Consider the following 20,653-nt stretch of genomic DNA (forward strand, 5'->3'; position numbering starts at 1 on the left):
GTCAGCTTTCCTTCCGCATTCCGCGCAGCTGTACTGCGTAGGCGATGACCATGGTGATGACGCCCATGATGATGGCCACGGTGGCGGAGTAGTTGTACTGCTGGCCGGAGAAGCTCAGCGAGTAGGCGTAGAGGTTCGGAGTGAAATAGGTGGAGATTGAGTTGGGTGCCAGGCTCTGCAGGATGCTTGGCTCGTTGAAAAGCTGGAAGCTTCCGATCACCGAGAAGATGGTGGCCACCACCAGCGCTCCGCGGATGGCGGGAACTTTGATGGCGGTGATGAGCCGGAACTGGCTGGCGCCGTCGATTTCCGCGGCCTCGTAGATCGATTTCGGAATCACGCTGAGAGCGGAGTAAAAGATCAGCATGTTGTAACCGATGAATTCCCACGTGACGATGTTCCCGATGGAGGCAAGGATGAGGTCGGGGGAGAGCGGGTTCGGCAGGTTGATGCCCAGGGCACTGTTAATATTGCCGACCAGCCCGAACCGGGTGCCGTATATGAAGCCCCACATCAGGCTGGCGACCACGGCGGGAACTGCGTACGGCAGGAAAATGGAGATTCGGAAGAAGGACTTGCCGTAGAGCCTGCCGCTGTCCAGCGCCAAAGCCACCAGGAGTGCGATGAGCAGCATGACCGGCACCTGCACGGCCAGGAACAGCGTCACCCGCAGCAGCGCGGACCAGAACTGTGAATCCTGCAGTGCCTGGCTGTAGTTGGCCAGGCCGACAAACCTGTTGCCGCCCACGAGCTGGTTGCGGAAGAAACTGAGCCAGATCGAGTAGGCGATCGGCGCCATGAAGACAATCGCGAAGACAGCCATGAAGGGCCCGATGAAAAGCCAGCCGGACCAGGACCGTTTCCGGGTGCGTCTGGCGGGCATCGGCTGCGTGCCGAGCAGGGCGGGTGGAGGTGACGCCGTCGTCATGGTGGTTCCTCTGTGAACTGATACCGGCCTAAGCCGCACGGGTAAGTACGCACGCAAATGTTTACGTAAACATTTTTATTGTTAGGATAATCACATGCCTCCTCCGTCTCGTCAACACTCCGCCCGGGACCGTCGACCCGTATCCATGCGGGACGTCGCCCGACTGGCTGGGGTATCGGCTCAGACGGTGTCCCGCGTGTCGAACGGCAGTCCCGGAGTGGTGGAAGCTACCCGGGAGCAGGTGATCGCCGCCATGCGCGAGCTGGGTTACCGGCCCAACAGCGCCGCGCGCGCGCTGAAGCGGGGGAGTTTCCGGACCATCGGAGTCATCCTTTTTACGCTGGCCACCACCGGCAACGTCCGCACCCTCGAAGCCATCGCGGCCCGGGCTGCGGAAGAGGACTATGCCATTACGCTGATCCCCGTAGCTGCACCAACCCAGGCCGGAGTGCAGGGTGCTTTTTCACGGTTGAATGAGCTGGCGGTGGATGCGGTCATCGTCATCATGGAAGTCCATCTGCTCGATTACTCAACCGTTGCCCTGCCGACGGGAACACACGCCGTCGTGGTCGATTCCGAGGCCAGCGAGGGTTACAGCGTGATCGACACGGATCAGGCCGACGGCACCCGGAAGGCCGTGGAGCATCTGCTGGATCTGGGGCACTCCACGGTGTGGCACGTCGCCGGACCCTCTGTTGCCTTCGCTTCCGAGCGGCGCGTGAGCGCCTGGCGCACAACATTGGCCGCGCGGGGCTGCGAGGAACCTCCGCTGCTGCGGGGGGATTGGTCCGCGGACTCAGGCTATGAGGCCGGGCTGTCCCTTGCTTCGTCCGGCTGCACCGCGGTGTTTGTCGCCAACGACCAGATGGCGCTGGGTGTGCTGCGGGCATTTCACGAAAAGGGAATCCGGGTGCCGCAGGACGTGAGCATTGTGGGGTTCGACGATATTCCGGACAGCAGTTCCTTCAGCCCGCCCCTCACCACCGTGCATCAGGACTTTGCGGAACTGGGGCGGCGGTGCGTCGACAAGGTGCTGAAGCAGATGAGGGAAAACTCTACGCAGCCCGGCTGCGACCTGGTGCCCACACGGCTGGTGGTGCGCAGCAGCACCGCCGAAGCCCCAAAGCAGCGTGCGTTAAAAGCACCTGCCGGCCACCGTCATCAGGCAGGACAAGGCGAGTACCGCTGCCCATCGGAATAGGCGGATGAATCCGGGCAGGGCGTTTTTGTCCCCTGCGGAAAGAGAAGAATTCATGTGGGCGAGATTTTCATAATTCCAGCAAGGAGCAAGAGTAGTCCGCCGCCCCCGTAACTGCCGCGGCACGGGCGCACTCCTCGAACAATTCGGCGTCGTCCATGACGGGTCTGTCCGGGAACAAGGTCACCGTAAGCTTCCTGCTCTTCACGGCCCAGGTGCCGGCTACCTCACCGCGGGCCAGGACCGGATTCACGCCTCGAGACAGCAGCGCCCGCCGGCCCGGCGGAACAATCAGCGGATCGGCTGTTCCGGAACCGAGGATCCACGGGTCGGCCGCCGAGATGAGCCGGATGCCCGGCGTCGTTTCAACTTTTGTGAGTGCATGAAGACCGTCGAGGTCACCGGCAAGCATCCACATGTCCCGGCCGTCGACCGAGACAGCGCGCATCTTGCCTCCGAGATCCTCAAGCCAGCGATCGACGGCACGCCGGCCGGCGCTCAGTCCGGCCGCCACGTGGTAGTGAACGCGGTCCGCCGTGGTTGGTCCGTAGCTGCCAATGAACATCTCCACCCCCCGGCGGCCGGCCGTATCGACGTCGGTGAGTCCGTTCCAGCCAGGCACCCGGTCGAAGGACTGCAGGGTCGGGTGTCCGTCCTTCGCCGCCCCGAAGCACATGTCACCTTGCCACATCAGCGGTTTCAGCAGCGTGTCCGTCTTGTCCACCAGAGCTGCTGCGGCCTGACGGTATCGAGGTTCACGGCCGGCCACCTCGCTAAGCTCATGCCTGGTCAGAGGCTGGTCAGCCACGGCGTCGCGCATGAGCTGCCGGAACGCGGGCCAATCCCCTGGAGCGAGCCCATATGCCGCCTGCCAGCTTCGCCGCTCCCATTGCCTGCCCGACGCGCGCAGCGTCAGGTACAGGGATGCACTGTCCGGTGTCATGAGGTGCACGGCTCCGCGAAACGCATAGGCCTTTATCAACCGGCCGTCTTTGACTGCGCCTTCCAGCGCCCCCTTATCGACCGGACCACGTCGCGCCGCGACTGCCAGCTCCGGTGTGGCCACCGGCCACGCCGATACGGCACCTGCCCGGCCAACCACATCCTCAATCGGGGCAGTCACACGTGCATCAAGCCAGTGCCGGCCCAGCCGCCACCTCCGCGCCTGCTGAGCAGTGATGTTCACGCGACCCATCATGACAGCACGTCCCGTCGAGCCAATTCCACCCGGCACGTTTACCGGGTGGAACCACCGATCTTTTGCAGCCTTACCGGGTTCAGCGTCCGGGGCGGGTGCGAAGGTATTGCCGCAGGCCCGGGATCGCGAAGTCGACTCTGCCGTGGCCGGCGGACTGTATGAGCCCAGCCGCCAGGAGCCTGGAACGGTAATTTGCTACGAGATTTGTCCGGGCCCCGATGCGCCGGCCTATTTCGCCGGCCACGGAGGGGCCGTCGTCTTCGGCCATGGCAGAAAGGAAATCCAGATCTTTGGGGGAGGCGGCGGCAAGCGCCGCTTCGATGACCGTACGCGCATTGCGGCGGTGTGCCGCCTCGATGGCGCGGTCAACGGATTCCGGGCCGAGTTCGCCCTGGCTGTTTTCGGCCTCACGCCAGAGGAAGTAGCCCACCAGCTGAATGAGGAAGGGATATCCGCCGGTGGCTTCGGCTGCCCGGTGCACGAGGCCGGGGGAGACCCGGAAGCCTGCAGCGGAAAAGGTGGCCGCAAAGGACTCATCCACTTCCCGGATGGCGGCCGCGTGGAGATCAATTTTGTCCGCCCGTCGGAGGAAGGTGGCTACTCCCTCGTTCAGCAGGTCGGAAACCGCCGCGGGCAATCCAGCGAAGACCAACCCGATGGGAAGGCGGTCCTGGATGAAGTGTTGAACACTGGCGGCCAGCTGGGCGAGTTCACTGCGGTCCGCGGCATGGATCTCATCCACTGTAATGATGAGTCCGTTGCCTCGTTCATCCAGGAGCCTGAGAAGTTCCTCGCCCAGTGTCCGCCATGCCACTTGGCGTTCCGGCGGCAGCTGCGTGGTGATGCTGAAGCCGGCGGCAGCGATGGCCGTGATGCGGCGGTTGACCGGACCTGATCCCAGCTCCTCGGCGATGCCTCGCATGGATTCTCCGATACGGCCCATGAAGCCGGCCGTGGCGGTCTCGGAAATGACCGCCCAGCCCTTTTCCCGGGCTATGTCGTGGGCGGCGCCGAGCATGACCGTTTTGCCGATTCCGCGTGCCCCGGTGAAGATGGTCAGCAATCCGGGAGCTCCGGATCCGAGGCGAAGCCCGTACTCGAACTCATCGAGCACGCCTGCCCGGCCCAGGATTTGCGGGGGAGTTGCACCGGCTGACGGGCGGAAGGGGTTCTCCATCAAGGGCTCCTGTGAGTGCTTGTGAGTCTTGTGAGTTTCAGATTCCTTGTGAGTTTACATGAGTTAGGTGAGTTCGGCGGGCAGCGTCTAAAGGATTCCGGTGCCCATGCACGCACAGCAAAACAAACCGCATTTGCCTCAAGGAGAAGGGGCAGCGGGAGACACCCCTCTCACGGGTTAAGCATGAGCAATTTTCCTCTTCGAGCAGTGAGCCGGGAGTCTGCGGTGGTCAGCGGCCGGCGCGGGTAGGAGCCGTGCTTGAACGCAGCGTCAGTGAAGTCGCCAGCTCTACATGCGGCGATGAGGGCCGCCGGCCCTCATCCATGACGAGGATTGTCTGGACCGCCATTGCGCCCATGCCCTCGAGGTTTTGGTGGACAGTCGTGAGCGGCGGCGTCGTCCATGCGGCCTGAGGGGTATCGTCGAAACCCGTGACGCTGAGCCCTTCAGGTACCGAGATGCCCAGCTCGTGCGCCGCGGTGAGCACCCCCACTGCAATCTCGTCGTTGGCCGCCATGATCGCCGTCGGCGGGTGTGTAGACGTGAGCAGCTCGCGCGCGCGCTCGATTCCGGTGGCGACCGCGAAGGGGCCGGATTTAATGAGGGCAGGGTCAATCATCTGGTCGACGGAGTCGAGCGCGGCCTGATATCCGAGCCGTCGGTCGCGGGCCGCGTCCGATGCCTCGGGGCCGCCGATCCAAGCAATGCGTCGGTGACCCAGGCGGATGAGGTGCTCGGCTGCGGTACGCGCGCCGGCCCAGTTGCTCGATCCGACGCTCACCATCCGGCCGTGCCGTGTGTCGACCGGGTCGACAATGAGGAAGGGCAGGCTTGTGTCCCTCGCCGCGTCGATGAGTCCGTCGGGTTCGGAAAGCGTGAGGCCGATGATGCCGACAACCCCGGACCTCCGTTGATCGGCGATCCAATCTCGCGCCACCGCCCGATGCGTGCGCGAGGTGCGCTCAGGGGCGAGGCGGGTCAGAAGATCAACCTGGGCATTGGTGGCCTCCGCCAATGCACCCTGCAGGACGCCCAGGATATAGGGCGAGGCGGGAAGGTCGAAGACGACGGCAACCACGCGACGCGCTGCCAAGGTCGCCGGAAGCGTCGTTGGCCGATAGTCCAACGCGGCGGCTGCGGCCAGGACTCGTTCACGGGTGTTGGGCGAGATGTCATTACGTCCGTTGAGGGCCTTGGAGACTGTCGCCTTGGAGACGCCCACGGCCGTGGCGACATCCGTCAGGGTTGCTCGTCGCCCGGGGGCATCAGGAGTCATAGATCCTTCTCTTCGAAAAAATTTCGGTAAGCCACTGCGTCATGTCTCATCCAGAAAGCGACCAAGGCGCCTATTGACAGACGTAATAGCAAAATCTACTATCAACCAACGATACACGTTTCGAAACTGTTTCGCAGAATGAATCGGCTCATGCCGTTTCGTGACCAAAGGAGGTCTTTATGTCCGTCGAGCCATCGGCAAGCGTATCGGTCGACGGACACCCTCCCAGTGATGCCGTGCTCCGGCACGTCTGGAGCGAATGCATCGGAGCGGGCCGGGCCAATGAGGCACTGCGTGCTGATTGGCAGCGGCACTTCAGCGAAGCAGTCGACGTGCTTGGTGCGCGCTACGTGCGGTTCCATGGCCTCTTCCACGACGACATGTTCGTGTACCGCGCATCTAACGGTGGTGGTTTCGGTCCGCCGACACCACTCGCCGAACCTGTCTACACCTTCGCCTACGTGGACAAGGTGTTCGACGCGATCCTTGACACGGGTGCTCGCCCCTTCGTCGAACTTGGCTTCATGCCGCGTGAGCTCGCGACGGAGACCGAGACGCTGTTTTGGTGGAAGGCACACTGCAGCCCTCCCAAGCACATGGATGCCTGGGTTGCCCTCGTCACCGCGACGGTCGTGCACTGGATCGAGCGTTATGGAATCGACGAAGTGCGCACCTGGCCGTTCGAGGTATGGAACGAACCAAATCTCGTGCCCCACTTCTGGACAGGAACCAGGACGGAGTACTTCCAGCTTTACGAGGAGACCGCGAAGGCCATCAAAGCGATCGATTCCGGTCTCCGAGTCGGTGGCCCCTCTTCGTCGGTCTTCGTACCGGACGCCCGCTACGACGGCGAATACCACGACAGGTCGGTTGAGGCAGCCACGGCAGAAGCTCCCGATCCCGAACTCCTTCCATGGAAACCGGTGTGGATCAACGAATTCATCGCTTACTGCGCCGAACGCAGCGTTGCCGTCGATTTCCTCTCCGCCCACCTGTATCCCACGGATTTCGCCTTCGACACCCAGGGTGTAGGCCGCGCCATCAGCAGACAGCGCGACGCCACACGTAATGACCTGGCGGTCATGCGGCAGATCATTGCCGAGTCACCGTATCCGGACGCCGAGCTTCACATCACCGAGTGGTCCACGTCGCCGTCGAGCCGGGATCGAATGCACGACACGGTGTTCGCCGCGACCTACATCGCGCGGGCTTTCCTCCAGTGTCACGACCTCGCCGACTCGATTTCCTACTGGACGTTCACCGATGTGTTCGAGGAAGGCGGCGGCGGCATAGGGCCCTTCCACGGCGGTTTCGGTTTCATCAACGAACAGGGCATCCATAAACCTACATTCCACGCAATGGCGATGCTCAACCGCCTCGGCGGCCGGATAGCGCTGCAAACCGAACACGGCATCATCACCCGTACGGCAGATGATGCCGTCGCTGCGGTGTTCTTCAACTATCCGGATTCCATGGCCGCGAGGTCCGTGGGCACTGCGAACTCCTACGTACAGACACGTCGCCTCGCCGGGGAAGGTCCCGCCCGGCGCATTGTTCACACCGTCGCTGGACTTCCCCCTGGTAATGACTACCAGGTCGAGATCCTTGATCAGGATCACGGGGATGTTGCATCCGCATGGCACGGGATGGGGGAGCCGCTCAACCTGTCCCGCCGGGACGTAGCCGGCTTAATGACGATCGCCGACGATCTGGACCGAAGAACTCTCACTGTCGACGCCCACGGCGTGCTCACGATTGATGTGCTGCTCCCACCCTGGGCCGTGATGTCGATCTTCTCCGCCACACTTTGACCCCGATGGATCCACATATGACGAAGTATCGAAAGGACCCGCATCATGAGATCAATGAAGAGATCCGTACGAGCCGCGGCAGTTGCGGCGCTGACGGCCCTTGCTCTGACGGCCTGTGCTGGCGGAGGAGATGCAGGAAGGGGAGGAGGTGAGCAGGCGACCGAGGAAAACAAGCCGGAGCAGCTAACAGTCGCCGCTTGGATGGACTTCCCGCCCGAGCTGCTTGCGTCGTTCGAAGAGGAATACGGAATCAAGGTAGCCGTCGAGTCATTTCCCGACGGCGCCTCGGCCCAGACGGTACTTCGCAATGGCCTTTCCTCCGGGGGTGCCGGGTTATCGGACGTCCATCTGATCGAACTCGACTGGTGGACCGAGATGATGGCGGCTCCGGAGGACTGGGTCGAGCTTCCCGAGGTCCCCGACCGGTGGGTGGACTGGAAGGTTGAGCAGGGGTCCGTCGATGGCGTCATGACCGGCTACGGGACTGATATCGGCCCGCTGGCAATCGCTTTCAACCAGGACATGACCTCGGCAGCGGGTGTCGCTCAGGATCCTGAAGCGTTCGGGAAATACATCGGTGCCGAAGCCGCCACCTGGGAGTCCTTCCTTGACGCCGGCCGCGAGTACGTCGCAACGTCCGACGACTACTTCATTGATTCACTGTCCAGCGCCTTTCAAGCTGCCATCAACCTGCTTCCCAGCGCCTTCGAGGACCCGGAGTCAGGCGACCCGTACAACCTCGCAGACAACGCCGAGGTGAAGGAACTGTTCATGACGTTCGCTGACGCGGCCGCCGATGGCGTGTCAGCCGGAATCCCGATCGGCCACGCGGACTGGGGCGCAGGCTTCCAGAACCGTGAATGGGCCACCGTGGTCACCCCCGCCTGGATGACCGGCATCATTGCCGAAAACGCCGACGGCATCGAGGGATGGCGTGTTTCCAACACCTTCCCCGACGGCGGTGGCAACTGGGGTGGCTCGTTCTTCTCCGTCCCCGCGACGGGCGAGAACACCGGGTGGGCTGTCAAGCTTGCCGACTACCTCACGTCACCCGAGGCGGCCGTGCAGTGGTTCCACACCACCGGGCAGTTCCCCTCGCAGCTCGGCGCCATTGCAAATCCCGACATCGCAGAGACCAAAAACGAGTTCTACGGCAACCAGCAGCTGGGGCAGATCTACGGCGACCTTGCCGCATCGGCGGGCAGCACGGCAGCAGGCGGCTTCCGCGGCGAGAACTTCGCCGGCATTCAGACACTGGTCACGAACGGCATATCCCGGGTGGAGTCCGGCAGCGCTACGCCGGAGGAGGCCTGGGAATCGGTCGTCGGAGAGTTCGAGGCACTCGGCTTCGACACTGCAGACTAATCCGTCCCTCCCGCGGTCTGGTCCCCGACTTCCGGGGACCGGACCGCGGCGCGGAGCGCCACCTCTTCGAAGCAAGGAAAGGCTCGAGTCATGGCTACAGATACATTGGCTAGATCTGCACCACCGCACCCTGCGCGCCGTGTCGGCTGGGGGCAGCGGTTGTCCCGCTGGGACATCAAGGTGTCGCCCTATCTCTACATCTCGCCATTCTTCATCATCTTTGCGATCTTCGGTGCATTCCCGCTCGTTTTTAACGTCGTCGTAGCGCTCCATGACTGGCACCGCCGCACAGGCATGGGCGACTTCGTGGGTTTTGACAACTTCACGTGGGTGCTGCAGCAACCGCTGTTCTGGCGGTCGCTCGAGAACACGTTCTCTATCTTCCTGTGGGGCGGCATTCCACAGCTCATCCTGGCGCTGTTGATTGCGTCGATCCTCGACCAGAACCTGCGCGCCCGCACGTTCTGGCGAATGAGCGTGCTCATCCCCTTCGTGGTGATGCCGGTTGCCACCTCGATGATCTTCGGTCAGGTCTTCGGTCAATTCGGTCTTCTCGTGCCCAATCTTCAGGAGCTCGGCCTTTGGACCGAGTACAGCTCGCCGTTCTTCCAGGACCGCACGCTGTCCCACATGGCCATCGGCTCAATGGTTGTCTTCCGCTGGACGGGATACAACGCGCTGATTTTCCTTGCTGCGATGCAGGCGGTGCCACGCGACCTCTATGAGGCGGCCACAGTGGACGGGGCGGGGCGTATGCGGCAGTTCTTCTCGGTAACTATTCCAAGCATCCGTCCAACACTGGTCTTTGTTGTCCTGACCATGACCATCGGAGGCCTGGAAATCTTCGACGAGGCCCGGATGTTCGACGGCGGCGGAACCGGCGGCGGCGTCGGCGGTGCCGACAGCCAGTGGACCACCGTGGTGCTGTACCTCTACAACCTCGGATTCGGCGAATGGCAGGACCGGCTCGGTCAAGCCGCAGCGGTCGGCTGGATCTTCGCCCTCATCATCCTGACGCTTTCGCTGCTAAACATCGCCTTGACAGGCAGGGTCGCATCGTCGAATGCCAGGGTCAAGCGGATGCCAAAACCCATTGGCGCGGCGTTCAAGGCGCGTGCAGCACAGCCGGCGGATGTCGATCAGTCAGTCGAAGGAGATCAACGATGAATACGGCATACATCGAGAATACGGCTGGTCGAGGGGCCGCCAACTACGCAAAGAAGCGCAAGGCCAGGGCCAGGTCAGTCGCGACCCAGCCCTCCGCCCGCCGGCCGGGCTGGATGACATACTCCTTCCTGGTCGTCGCGTTCGTCCTTTCGGCCTTCCCGCTCTATGCCGCCGCGATGTATGGCTCATCTACGACTACCGAGATTGCCAGGTCGATCGGTTCCCTGCCGACATGGCTGCCGACATTGACCCTCTTCGAAAACTTCGGGCAGGTTTTCTCGACCGAACAATTCAACATCTGGATAGCCTTCGTAAACTCACTGCTCGTCTCTGTCTCAGTGAGCGCCTCCACGGTGTTCTTCGCGACGCTGGCCGGCTTCACCTTTTCCAAACTCAGGTTTCGCGGTCGGCGGGCGCTCTATCTTGCGGTCATCGGCACCATGGTGATTCCAGCTCAAATCGGGACCATCCCCATGTTCGTCATGATGAACGAGTTCGGTTGGATCGACTCGCTCCTGGCGTTGACCGTTCCCGGGCTCATCGGTGCCTTCGGCGTGTTCTGGATGACGCAGTATCTTCAGGAAGCTCTGCCGTTTGAGCTGATCGAAGCAGCGCGTGTCGATGGGGCATCCATGTTCCGGATCTTTTGGTCGATCGCGTTGCCCGCGGCGCGCCCCGGCGCGGCAACGCTGGCCCTGTTTACCTTCATTGGTTCGTGGAACAGCTTCTTTTGGCCGTCGGTGGTCATGCGATCACAGTTGACGATGCCACTCGTGGTGCCTCAGCTCCGTGGTGCCTTTACTTCCGACACCGGTCTGGTAATGGCGGGCGTGTTCCTCGTTGCCGTACCCCTGCTTCTGGTCCTGGTCCTCGCAGGCAAACAACTCGTCGCCGGTGTCATGGAGGGTGCCGTCAAGGGCTGACCAGCACGTGCGTCAGGTTGCTGAGGCGCTCGAACTCGTCGGCAGCGGCCACTCCAGCGACGCCCTGATCGTCACCACAGATCATGCGAAGGCGGTGCATCAGGACCACAAGACCATGATCATCTCCTTTGAAGAGGAGACACCCACTTGGCGTCAAACCACCTTCCTCGTTCGCCGTCTCACCGTCGACACAAAGTACATGGGCGTACTGGAATATTGGCCGGGATGTACAGGCGGCGCAAGGATCAGGGCGGATGGGGGAGCAGGGTCATCCGGCCTATCGGCGCGGAACCTGTCTGCAGCACATGAAGACTTTCGCCACGCAGCGGACGGGGAGCCAATTGCACCTCAGGATTGGGGCAGCGGCCGCAGGTCCATATTCGCATGAACCTCGGACAATAACCCCGGCCTTGACGCCCGTTGCTGGTACGGTACGGTTCGGCAGCCGTCAAATACGGTTCCTGCCGAGAACGCCGGCAAGCTGAACTGTCGGGTCGCTCTGGTCGATGACGAGATTGGGACTCGGCCGCAGCTGGAACATGCATCCCGATTCACCGCTCCCTGCACCACCCGGCGCGGTGATGCAGGGCGGGCGAAACCAGGACGGGGGACCCCCTCCTCAAGCCTAGTTGACATAATGTAGATTATCGGCGTTTACATAGAGGCGCCCGAGAGGGGTTCACAGGCTAAATCCCACCAGGTGCCGATGTGCGTCAATCCCCTGTTTTTCAGCCGTCACCAAGCTCCTGCACCCAAGCTTCCGGCAAAGTCCCGTCCGGTGATCTTCGGGCAACCCGGGCCCGGCAGCTGATGCCCCGCTCGAAATGCTCACCTAGGTCACCGAATTCCGGGAAGGCCCCCTTCTCTGTCCCGTGTCAAGATGAGTTGACATAACGTCCCCCAGCGCGTGCGCGGGCGTATCTCGACAACCGCCCTGTGTTGACATAACGTGCTGCCCCGTATTCCAGGCCCCCGACGAATCCAGCCAGCTTGTCATAACGCCCGGCCCCGAAGAACTCGACCACGGCAGCTTGTCATAACACCCGGGCACCGCCGGCCGGGCTCGGCCAGCTTGTCATAACACCCGGGCACCGCCGGCCGGGCTCGGCCAGCTTGTCATAACGCTCACCGGCAGTGAACCGCAGCCGCAGCCGCCTGACATAACTGGCGCGTACCGGTCCCCTGCCGTTCCTCGCCCTGGTCCCCTGGCCAAGAAGCGGAAAACGACTAAAAAAATAGGACGTCGATCACTTCCCCCAGAGCTGATCAGGGTCTAAGATTTGCACTTGTGCCTCCAGTTGGGAAAAAAGGGGTCTCCGGCTATATGATCTACGCTCAACCCCCCAAAATTTCAGGAGATAAGCACTTCACATGGCTACTGATTATGATGCTCCCCGCGTCAAGGAAGAAGACCGCCCCAGCGACTCCCTCGAGGGCCTGAAGGCCCAGCAGCGCGGCGGCGCAATGACGGCTGTTCGGGACGTCGCTGACGAAACGGACGCCATTGACGGTTTCGAACTTCCCGGTGCCGATCTGTCCGGCGAAGAGCTGCTCATCAAGGTTGTGCCGGCTCAGGCTGACGAGTTCACCTGCATGTCCTGCTTCCTGGTGCGCCACCGTTCGCAGATCGCCAAGGAAAAGAACGGCGACAAGTACTGCATGGACTGCGAGGGCTAGTTCCCCCGCTCTCCCCCGGTTTTGGGTGTCCACGGCATGTCCGTGGCACCCAAACCGGTTATTTTTTTGCCCTTTTCAGCTATTCCACCGTCTGGATGACCTCATTGCGGCGCAGGAACCACGGCGTGTAGGGCGGATCGAACCGGGCAAACCGGGGCAGGCCCAGTACCGTGAAACCGGCGGCCTTCGCCGCCTCTCCCAGCGCCCCGGCGTGATCCAGATAATTCTTCGCCGTCCAGCGCCCCGAAAAAGAAGCCGCAGCCGCCCTGCTTTCCGGCACCGCCACGATGGAGACGGCGGGATCCTGAGGATCCGGTGCCGTCTCGGCGGAAAAGGCTTCGGGGAGCACAAAGGCCACGGTGAAGACGTCTGCGGAACCCTCAGGCTGCAGCAGCACCGGCGCCGTCATGGGAATCTGCTGTGAAAACCGGACCTCCGCCTGATCGGCTGACACGTCCTGGAGAGCCGGCCCGCCACGCCTGTTGTTGCCGCTGATGTAGCCGAACAGGTAGCGGAAGGCAGTATTTCCCGCCGACTCGAAATCCGAATGGACAGTCACCTGGGCCACCACGTGGGCAGGATAGTTCCGCAGCTCAAATCCGGGAAGAACTGCCAGCACCTCGTACGGCTGTTGCTCTGTCATGACGGCAGAGCCTAACGCCCCGACGCGGGCAGGAGAAGCAGTGGCAACTATGATGGGGCCGTGCCTTCAGAAACTGCTTACATCCGTGATCTGGTCCTTCCACTGCTGGAAGCGGACATGCCGCCGATCGTTCAATTGGGCCACCCCGCCCTTCGACAGCCCGCGCTCCCCTACAACGGGCAGCTGGACGACGGCGAACTGGCTGCCTTCATTGCACTGATGCGCCGGGTCATGCATGCTGCCCCGGGTGTTGGCCTGGCAGCTCCGCAGCTGGGCGTTCCGCTGCGGCTCGCCGTACTGGAGGACCATTTCGAAGATCCCGACCTGACGGACATTCGGGAACGCTATCCACTGCAGTTCTTCGCCGCCATCAACCCCGAGTACCGGCCCGCCGGCCCCGAGATGGTGGAGTTCTTCGAGGGCTGCCTTTCCTTCAACGGATATCAGGGCGTGGTCCCGCGGTTCCGTTCCGTGACGCTGCAGTTCACCGACGCCGATGGAGCCTCACAGCAGCGCGACTTCGAAGGCTGGCAGGCGAGGATTGTGCAGCACGAAACGGACCACCTCAACGGCACCGTCTATGTGGATAAGGTCCTCACCCGGTCCCTGTGCAGCAACAGCGAATACCTGCGCCGCTGGGCCTCGCCGTCCATCGACGAGGCCCGGCGGGGCCTGGGCTTCTAGGCACCTGCCGCGGTCGTACCCTTTCCCGGGTTGGCCGGCGTGGGCAGCCATGTGGCCCACCACTGCAGGATGTGCTCGAAGCGCTGGCGCCGGTGCCAGGGCGTTCCGGCCCGGGACAGCTCGTGGTTTTCGCCCGGGAACAGCAGCATTTCAGTGGAAACCCCGCGCTGCTTCAACGCCGTGTAGTAGCGCTGCGCCTGTTCCACCGGGCAGCGCAGGTCCTCTTCGGAATGCACCACCAGGGTGGGGGTTCGCACGTCGCCCACCCGTGCCATGGGGCTCTGGGCCAGCACCTTGTCCGGGTCCTGACCGGTGTACGCGGCGCTGAAGAACCAGCCGATGTCCGCTGATCCAATGAAGGACAGGGGATCAAGGAAGCCGCGCTCCACGATGGCGGCTGTAAACCTGTGATCGTTGGCGATGGTCCACGCGCTCAGGTAGCCGCCGTAGGAACCGCCCATCACGCCCAGGCGTTCGCCGTCGAGTTCCGGATGAGTGCTCAGCACGCCTTCGAGGAAGGACAGGACGTCGTCAAGGTCCTTGGTTCCCATGGCCTCCTTGATGGCGCGGCCGTGCTCCTGGCCGTATCCCGCCGAACCCCGGGGATTGCACTGCACCACGGCATAGCCGGCTGCGGCGTAGGCCTGCGCCTCATCGAAGTAGGCACAGTCGAACTGCGCAAAAGGTCCGCCGTGGATATTGAGCAGCACCGGATGCGGACCGGGCCCCTCAGGCAGGAACACCCATCCGTGCACGGGGTAGCCGTCACGCGACGGATGGATCTGCTCGGTGCCCGGTGTCGGCGTCGCCTGACGCCGAAGTGCCGCTGAAAAGTCCGTCAGCACACGCATTCCGCCGGCCTCTACCAGGGCCGCGTCACCCATGGTTCCGGCGTCCGCATAGCTGACGACGACGGCGCCCGCGGCCGCCGCTGCAGCCTGCACCACGCGCGGCCCGGAGACCAGGACCTCACTGTCGCCCGCCGCATCGATCTTCAGCAGTTCGACTGTGCCGCGGGTACGGTTGAACACCAGAACCGTGGAGTTCCCGGCCGGAACAATGCCGCCCTCCGCCAAATCAATGGTGTCCGGATCGGTCAGTCGCCGGGGCGGCGCCGAAGCATCCGAGGGCAGAACGTACAGCGAGGTGCTGCGGGCCACGAAATCGGTACCTGACCCGGAAAGTTCAGATGCCAGGAAAAACAGCCATTCGCCGTCGTCACTGGGAGTCGGCAGATCGGCGCCCAGCAGCGAGCCGGTCGCGGGTTCCGTGTTCGTCAGGCGCTCGGGTTCTCCTCCGGAAAGGTCCAGGGAGTAGAGATCGGAGACGAGGTCCTCATCGGCCCGCTCATGAAGGGAAGCGGTGAACAGGATGCGCTTGCCGTCGGCTGAAAACACGGGGGCGGAGGCATCGGCGTCGGCGGAAGTGAGCTGCCGGACCGGGGGAAAGGCGCCGGCCCCTGTTTCGGCTCCGCTGCCTGCGGTTTCGCCGGCATCCTGATCCGCGGCACTGCTCAGGGCTTCCTTGGCCCGGCCCACCGGCTCAATCCACGGTTCAGCATCAAGGGCCGGCAGATCCAGCAGGAAGGCCTGCACCCGCTTGTCCGCGGTGTAGCCGGCACCGTTGGCGCGGTATTTGTAGCTGCTGATCAGGCGGGGGTCCTCGGCGCCGGCACCAACGCCGTCGATGATTCCGTACCGTCCCGGCGCGGGAACGCGGGAAGTGAACACTATCTGGGCGGAGTTCGGGGAGAAACGGAACCAGCCAACCCCCATTGCGGAGTCGGTGAGCTGGACCGGTTCACCGCCCGCGGCGGGAACCGCGAAGAGCTGCGGTTTTTCGCCGGGCAGGGACCGCACAAAGGCGAGGACTTCGCCGTCGGGCGAGAATCGCGGCCGGGTGTCGGAGAATCCCCGCGTGATGCGCCGCGGGCCTGCGTTGCCAACGGAACCGTCGCCGGAGGAGTCGCTGCTTCCGGACAGCGGGACGGACCAGAGCTGGCCAACGTAGGCATCGGCCGCGAAATCGGGCCGCGTCACGGACACCACCGCACGGGTGCCGTCCGGATGGATAGTAGGTTCAGAAACGGAATTCAGGAGATCCAAGTCACATGGTTTCACCCGCCCGAGCCTACTACTGCTGTGGTTCCCGCCCGCCTCAGCGGCGCGCCTAAGATGGAATGATGCCCTCCGTTCCCCTGTCCCTGCTGCTGTGCCCTGTCTGCCGCGAGCCCTTCTCGGCTCCCGGAATCCCGCCGGGAACCCCCACCGGCGAAGCTGCCCCGACGGCCAGCCTCGTTTGCCCGCGGGGGCACCGGTTCGACGCCGCGCGCCAGGGCTACTTCAACCTGCTCACGGGCAGCGGAACCAAATTTGCTGCCGACACCGCTGAAATGGTGCAGGCCCGCGTGGACTTCCTCGCCGCCGGACATTACCGCCGCATCGCCGATGACCTGGCCGGCCTGGTGGCGTCAGCGGTTCCCCACGCGCGGATGGTGCTCGACGCCGGAGCCGGGACCGGCTACTACCTTGGCGTGGTCAGCAACGCGCTGCCCGCCGCGGATGCGGTGGCCCTGGATATCTCCAAGTTTGCCCTGCGGCGTGCCGCCCGGGCGCTGCCTGCAGCACACTGCCTGGTGTGGGACGTTTGGCGTCCGCTCCCGGTGGCCGACGGCGCCGTCGACGCGGTGCTCAACGTCTTCGCCCCGCGCAACGTCCCGGAATTCCGCCGCGTACTGCGCCCCGGCGGAGTCCTGGCCGTAGTAACGCCCCAGCCCGGACACCTGCAGGAAATCCGGGGGCTGGCCGGCATGCTGGACATCGGCGCTGAAAAGGAAAACCGCGTAGCCGCCGCGGTCCAGGCGCATTTCCGGCCGGCAGAAACCCGGCACTGCGAATACGTCATGGATCTGCGCTCCGCCGACATCCGCAACGTGGCGCTGATGGGTCCGTCCGCGCGGCACCTGGACCGCAACTTGCTTCAGGAGAACCTGGCCGGGCTGCCGGATACCATCCCGGTGACCGCGTCCTTCACTCTTCAGCTTTTTCGCGCCGCCTGAGCGCCGCAGGCGCGGACACTATGACACCGGACACGGAAAGCGGCACCCAAACGTTATAGCTATCACCGGTGTCACCGGACTAAACCGGACCCGTTTGAGGCAGAATGGGCAGCACCGCCCGTACACCAACCGCCGCGGACCAGCCGCGGCGGAGCTGAAGGGAGCGACATGCAGGAAGTAAACCAATGGCTGCTTGACTACGGCTGGGCCGTTTGGCTGGTGCTTTTCCTGGCGCTGGCCGCCATCGAAACACTCACGCTGGACCTTTTCTTTGCCATGCTGTCCGTCGGTGCCCTGGGCGCCATGCTGGCGGCAATCCTGGGGGCACCGGTATTCCTCCAGGTGGTGGTTTTCTGCATCGTTTCGCTGCTGATGATCTTCCTGGTCCGTCCGGTTGCCATGAAGCACCTGGAACGCGGACCGCGGGACCAGCGCTCCAACATTGACCGGCTGATCGGCGCATCCGCCGTGGCCATGGAAGCCGTTTCCGGTTCCGCCGGAACCGTCAAGATCGGCGGCGACATTTGGACAGCGCGGACAGCGGACGGCTCCAGCCTTACGGCCGGCGCACCCGCGCTGGTGACGCGGATTGACGGGGCCACCGCCGTCGTCCTGCCCGCTCCCGCCGGCGCCCACTCCGCGGAGGCCGGCGCAGAAGGGGAATCTTCCGAAGAGCCGGGCTCCCAGCGGTAAGGTGCGGCGGGCACTGAACTTTACCGGCGCCGCGGATTCCCGCAGCGCCGTCCGGCGGCAGATGCCGCCGGACACAGAAAGGCGGGCCCGGAACGGGCCGGCCAAACCTTGAAGGGGGAATATGAGTTCCGGAACAACGGGCCTCGTCATCATTCTGGCTGTCCTGATAATTTTTGTCCTGGTCATCCTGGTGAAATCGGTCAAGATCATTCCGCAGGCACGAGCGGGCGTCGTCGAACGCCTGGGCAAGTACCAGCGGACCCTGAACCCGGGCCTGACCATCCTGATTCCGTTTGTGGACCGGCTGCTGCCGCTGCTGGATCTCCGCGAGCAGGTAGTTTCCTTCCCGCCGCAGCAGGTTATTACCGAGGACAGCCTGGTGGTCTCGATCGATACGGTCGTGTACTTCCAGGTCACCGATCCGCGCGCCGCCACCTATGAAATTGCCAACTACATCCACGCGGTGGAGCAGTTGACCACCACAACGCTGCGCAACGTCGTCGGCGGACTGAACCTCGAAGAAGCACTCACCTCGCGTGACCGTATTAACGGCCAGCTGCGCGGTGTGCTCGATGATGCGACCGGCCGCTGGGGCATCCGTGTTTCCCGCGTTGAGCTCAAGGCCATCGAGCCGCCCCTGTCCATCCAGGATTCCATGGAAAAGCAGATGCGTGCTGAGCGTGAGCGCCGCGCCACCATCCTGACGGCTGAAGGTACCAAGCAGGCGCAGATCCTGAACGCCGAAGGCCGCCGGCAGGCAGCCATCCTGGCAGCCGAGGGTGATGCCAAAGCTGACATCCTCCGGGCCGACGGCGAATCCCAGGCCATTGCCAAGGTGTTCGAGGCCATCCACAAGGGCAACCCCGACCAGAAACTGCTGGCCTACCAGTACCTGCAGACCCTGCCCAAGCTGGCTGAGGGCACCTCGAACAAGCTCTGGATCATTCCGAGCGAGCTTGGCGAAGCGCTCAAGGGTGTGGGCAGTGCACTGGGGAACTTTGTTCCCGATGCCCTCTCCCCCAACGGCACTGCCAACGGTACCTCCCCTGCCCCGTCGGGCAAGGCATCGGTGCCCGCTGCGGACGGTGCTGCGGCAGCGGCTTCGGTACCTGCCGCCCCGACCCTCGCAGACTCCCCCGACGCAGCCCTCTAGGGGCCCGCTTCGGGTCATGGTAACCGCGGCTCCGGGCCGCGGTTACCATGACCGGCTGCCGCCCGGTATAATTGGTTGTTTGCCGGGGTCTGTCCCCAGGCGCCCGCCTGCTGAACGCAGCTCCGTGCCGGAACATTCGGCGCCGACGCCGCGTTGAAGACTGTGGGGCGCTTGCCGGACGGAACCGTTAATCGGATGCGGACTGCGTGTCCGGTCGGGTGGCACAAACTTTAGGGTACCGGGGCCGAACGGTACCAACCAGCACTACAGACGGGTCCTCCGGGATCCTTCGGACTGAAGAGGGAGAAAAGATGAGCGATCGCAGCCTGCGGGGTATGCGCCTTGGCGCGCAGAGCATGGAGACTGAGTCCGGCGTTGAGCCGGCTCCCCGCCAGCGGGTGGAATACCGCTGCGAGGACGGCGAACGGGTATTCGTGACGTTCGCTGCCGAGGCCGATGTTCCTCCGGTATGGGTATCCAAGACCGGCAAGGAAGCGCTCCTGGTCGACGGCGAGAAGCCGGACACCAGCAACGACAAGCCGGTCCGTACCCACTGGGACATGCTGCTGGAGCGACGCAGCATCGAGGAACTGGAGACGATCCTCCAGGATCGCCTGACCATCCTGCGTGAGCGCCGCGGAGAGCGCACTTCAGCCTCGAAGTAGCAGTATCGGAAAACAGCAGTCCGGGCCTTCGCGCCCGAACAGCACATTAAAGGGAGGGCGGCTGCCGTACGGCAGCCGCCCTCCCTTTGGTGTATCCGGGCCCAAGGTGTCCGGGCCGGGTCTTTAGCTCCGGTGGGTCAGCTTGTTCCAGCGGGCGCCCAGGCCCCACTTCGTCACGTTGGCGATGGCTTCGAAGACAATGTTCCCGCTCATCTTGGAAGCACCAAATTCCCGCTCAACAAAAGTGATCGGCACCTCCTGGATGCGCAGGCCCATACGGGCAACGCGGAACGTCATGTCCACCTGGAATCCGTAGCCCACCGATTCAACGGCGCTGAGGTCCAGCGCTTCCAGGGTGCTGCGCCGGAAAGCCCGGAACCCTGCGGTGATGTCACGGACTCCGATGCCCAGCATGAGGCGCGAGTAGGTGCTTCCTCCGCGGGAGAGGATCTTGCGGTGCAGGGGCCAGTTGACCACGGAGCCGCCCGGGACCCAGCGGGAGCCGATGACCAGATCGGCACCGTTCTCCGCAGCTTCCAGCAGCAGCGGCAGCTGCTCGGGCTTGTGGGATCCGTCTGCGTCCATTTCCACGAGGATGTCGTAGCCGCGTTCCAGGCCCCAGCGGAAACCGGCAATGTAGGCCGCTCCGAGTCCTTCTTTTCCCTTGCGGTGCAGCACATGGACCTGGGGGTCCTTGGCGGCGATCTCGTCTGCATAGGCGCCGGTGCCGTCCGGGCTGTTATCGTCCGCGATCAGCACGTCCGAATCCGGTACCGCCAGCCGCAGCCGCTGGAGCGTTTTGGGGAGGGATTCGATTTCGTTGTAAGTCGGGATGATGGTCAGGACGCGCACGCAGGTTGCCTTTCATTGGGGACAGGCTGCGTGGAACGCAGCCAGTGGGGGTGTTACCCCAACACGACTTCCCAGTATATGGGAGCCGGCTGCCGCCCCGTGCAGCGCCAGGTGCCATGCCGGTCACACCCCGGGCGCCTCCGGGCACACATCGGGGCGGGTCCCTTCGCCTTCGGGCCAGAACC

18 protein-coding genes are annotated in these 20,653 nt (G+C 63.7%); 11 read left to right on the forward strand and 7 right to left on the reverse strand.

All coding sequences use genetic code 11. The annotated features are described in order from the left end of the window. Position 1: 1 nt before the first annotated feature. Entirely contained in the window at positions 2-928 is a 927-nt protein-coding gene (locus AC4D2Q_RS10605; RefSeq protein ID WP_490946436.1) for a carbohydrate ABC transporter permease, read from the reverse strand. A gap of 145 nt (positions 929-1,073) precedes the next feature. On the opposite strand from AC4D2Q_RS10605, the gene AC4D2Q_RS10610 reads away from it, so the two are divergent. Beyond that, a complete protein-coding gene (locus AC4D2Q_RS10610; RefSeq protein WP_490946586.1) occupies positions 1,074-2,129 on the forward strand; it encodes a LacI family DNA-binding transcriptional regulator in 1,056 nt (351 codons plus the stop codon). Positions 2,130-2,196: 67 nt separating this feature from the next. Here the strand turns inward: AC4D2Q_RS10610 and AC4D2Q_RS10615 are convergent, their stop codons facing one another. The 3 genes from AC4D2Q_RS10615 to AC4D2Q_RS10625 all read right to left on the reverse strand — a co-directional run bounded on the left by AC4D2Q_RS10615 (position 2,197) and on the right by AC4D2Q_RS10625 (position 5,777). Beyond that, on the reverse strand, positions 2,197-3,312 hold the full coding sequence (locus tag AC4D2Q_RS10615) for a DNA glycosylase AlkZ-like family protein (RefSeq protein ID WP_490946437.1): 1,116 nt from the start codon (positions 3,310-3,312) through the stop codon (positions 2,197-2,199). A gap of 91 nt (positions 3,313-3,403) precedes the next feature. Beyond that, positions 3,404-4,501, reverse strand: a complete 1,098-nt coding sequence (locus tag AC4D2Q_RS10620; protein WP_490946438.1) for a DUF8462 domain-containing protein — start codon at positions 4,499-4,501, stop codon at positions 3,404-3,406. 229 nt (positions 4,502-4,730) lie between these two features. Beyond that, positions 4,731-5,777: a LacI family DNA-binding transcriptional regulator gene (locus AC4D2Q_RS10625; protein WP_490946440.1), complete on the reverse strand. Its 1,047-nt coding sequence runs from the start codon at positions 5,775-5,777 to the stop codon at positions 4,731-4,733. A gap of 179 nt (positions 5,778-5,956) precedes the next feature. Between AC4D2Q_RS10625 and AC4D2Q_RS10630 the strand changes: the two genes are divergently transcribed. The 5 genes from AC4D2Q_RS10630 (at position 5,957) to AC4D2Q_RS10650 (ending at position 12,720) form a co-directional block, all read left to right on the forward strand. Further along, entirely contained in the window at positions 5,957-7,588 is a 1,632-nt protein-coding gene (locus AC4D2Q_RS10630) for a GH39 family glycosyl hydrolase (RefSeq protein ID WP_490946441.1), read from the forward strand. A gap of 201 nt (positions 7,589-7,789) precedes the next feature. Further along, positions 7,790-8,953 carry an ABC transporter substrate-binding protein gene (locus tag AC4D2Q_RS10635; protein WP_490946442.1) on the forward strand — a complete coding sequence of 388 codons (1,164 nt, stop codon included), beginning with the start codon at positions 7,790-7,792 and terminating at the stop codon, positions 8,951-8,953. Between the two features lie 90 nt (positions 8,954-9,043). Continuing rightward, entirely contained in the window at positions 9,044-10,120 is a 1,077-nt protein-coding gene (locus AC4D2Q_RS10640; protein WP_490946443.1) for a carbohydrate ABC transporter permease, read from the forward strand. Then, positions 10,117-11,043 (forward strand): carbohydrate ABC transporter permease, encoded by a 927-nt coding sequence (locus AC4D2Q_RS10645; protein ID WP_490946444.1) that lies wholly within the window; start codon positions 10,117-10,119, stop codon positions 11,041-11,043. The genes AC4D2Q_RS10640 and AC4D2Q_RS10645 overlap by 4 nt, the downstream gene beginning before the upstream one ends. A gap of 1,371 nt (positions 11,044-12,414) precedes the next feature. Continuing rightward, positions 12,415-12,720 (forward strand): DUF4193 domain-containing protein, encoded by a 306-nt coding sequence (locus AC4D2Q_RS10650; protein WP_400929285.1) that lies wholly within the window; start codon positions 12,415-12,417, stop codon positions 12,718-12,720. Between the two features lie 79 nt (positions 12,721-12,799). On the opposite strand, the gene AC4D2Q_RS10655 is transcribed toward AC4D2Q_RS10650, so the two are convergent. Beyond that, positions 12,800-13,363 (reverse strand): SOUL family heme-binding protein, encoded by a 564-nt coding sequence (locus tag AC4D2Q_RS10655; RefSeq protein ID WP_490946445.1) that lies wholly within the window; start codon positions 13,361-13,363, stop codon positions 12,800-12,802. Positions 13,364-13,480: 117 nt separating this feature from the next. Here AC4D2Q_RS10655 and AC4D2Q_RS10660 point away from each other — a divergent pair, with 117 nt between their 5' ends. Next, positions 13,481-14,047: a peptide deformylase gene (locus AC4D2Q_RS10660; protein WP_490946587.1), complete on the forward strand. Its 567-nt coding sequence runs from the start codon at positions 13,481-13,483 to the stop codon at positions 14,045-14,047. On the opposite strand, the gene AC4D2Q_RS10665 is transcribed toward AC4D2Q_RS10660, so the two are convergent. After that, positions 14,044-16,152 carry a S9 family peptidase gene (locus AC4D2Q_RS10665; RefSeq protein ID WP_490946446.1) on the reverse strand — a complete coding sequence of 703 codons (2,109 nt, stop codon included), beginning with the start codon at positions 16,150-16,152 and terminating at the stop codon, positions 14,044-14,046. The genes AC4D2Q_RS10660 and AC4D2Q_RS10665 overlap by 4 nt on opposite strands. Positions 16,153-16,229: 77 nt before the next feature. Here AC4D2Q_RS10665 and AC4D2Q_RS10670 point away from each other — a divergent pair, with 77 nt between their 5' ends. From AC4D2Q_RS10670 to AC4D2Q_RS10685, 4 genes are all read left to right on the forward strand, one after another. Continuing rightward, positions 16,230-17,105, forward strand: coding sequence for a methyltransferase domain-containing protein (locus AC4D2Q_RS10670; protein WP_490946447.1), 876 nt, complete (start codon positions 16,230-16,232; stop codon positions 17,103-17,105). Between the two features lie 168 nt (positions 17,106-17,273). Further along, complete coding sequence (locus AC4D2Q_RS10675) at positions 17,274-17,798, forward strand: NfeD family protein (protein WP_490946448.1); 525 nt, start codon at positions 17,274-17,276, stop codon at positions 17,796-17,798. A gap of 121 nt (positions 17,799-17,919) precedes the next feature. Continuing rightward, a complete protein-coding gene (locus AC4D2Q_RS10680) occupies positions 17,920-18,951 on the forward strand; it encodes an SPFH domain-containing protein (protein ID WP_490946449.1) in 1,032 nt (343 codons plus the stop codon). 311 nt (positions 18,952-19,262) lie between these two features. Continuing rightward, the gene (locus AC4D2Q_RS10685) at positions 19,263-19,616 is read left to right on the forward strand and encodes an RNA polymerase-binding protein RbpA (RefSeq protein ID WP_104054264.1); all 354 of its coding nucleotides are present in this window, start codon (positions 19,263-19,265) and stop codon (positions 19,614-19,616) included. A 123-nt stretch (positions 19,617-19,739) separates the two neighbouring features. On the opposite strand, the gene AC4D2Q_RS10690 is transcribed toward AC4D2Q_RS10685, so the two are convergent. Beyond that, on the reverse strand, positions 19,740-20,468 hold the full coding sequence (locus tag AC4D2Q_RS10690) for a polyprenol monophosphomannose synthase (RefSeq protein ID WP_490946450.1): 729 nt from the start codon (positions 20,466-20,468) through the stop codon (positions 19,740-19,742). Positions 20,469-20,653 lie beyond the last annotated feature (185 nt).

It is taken from the genome of Arthrobacter sp. TJ-178 (assembly GCF_058269275.1).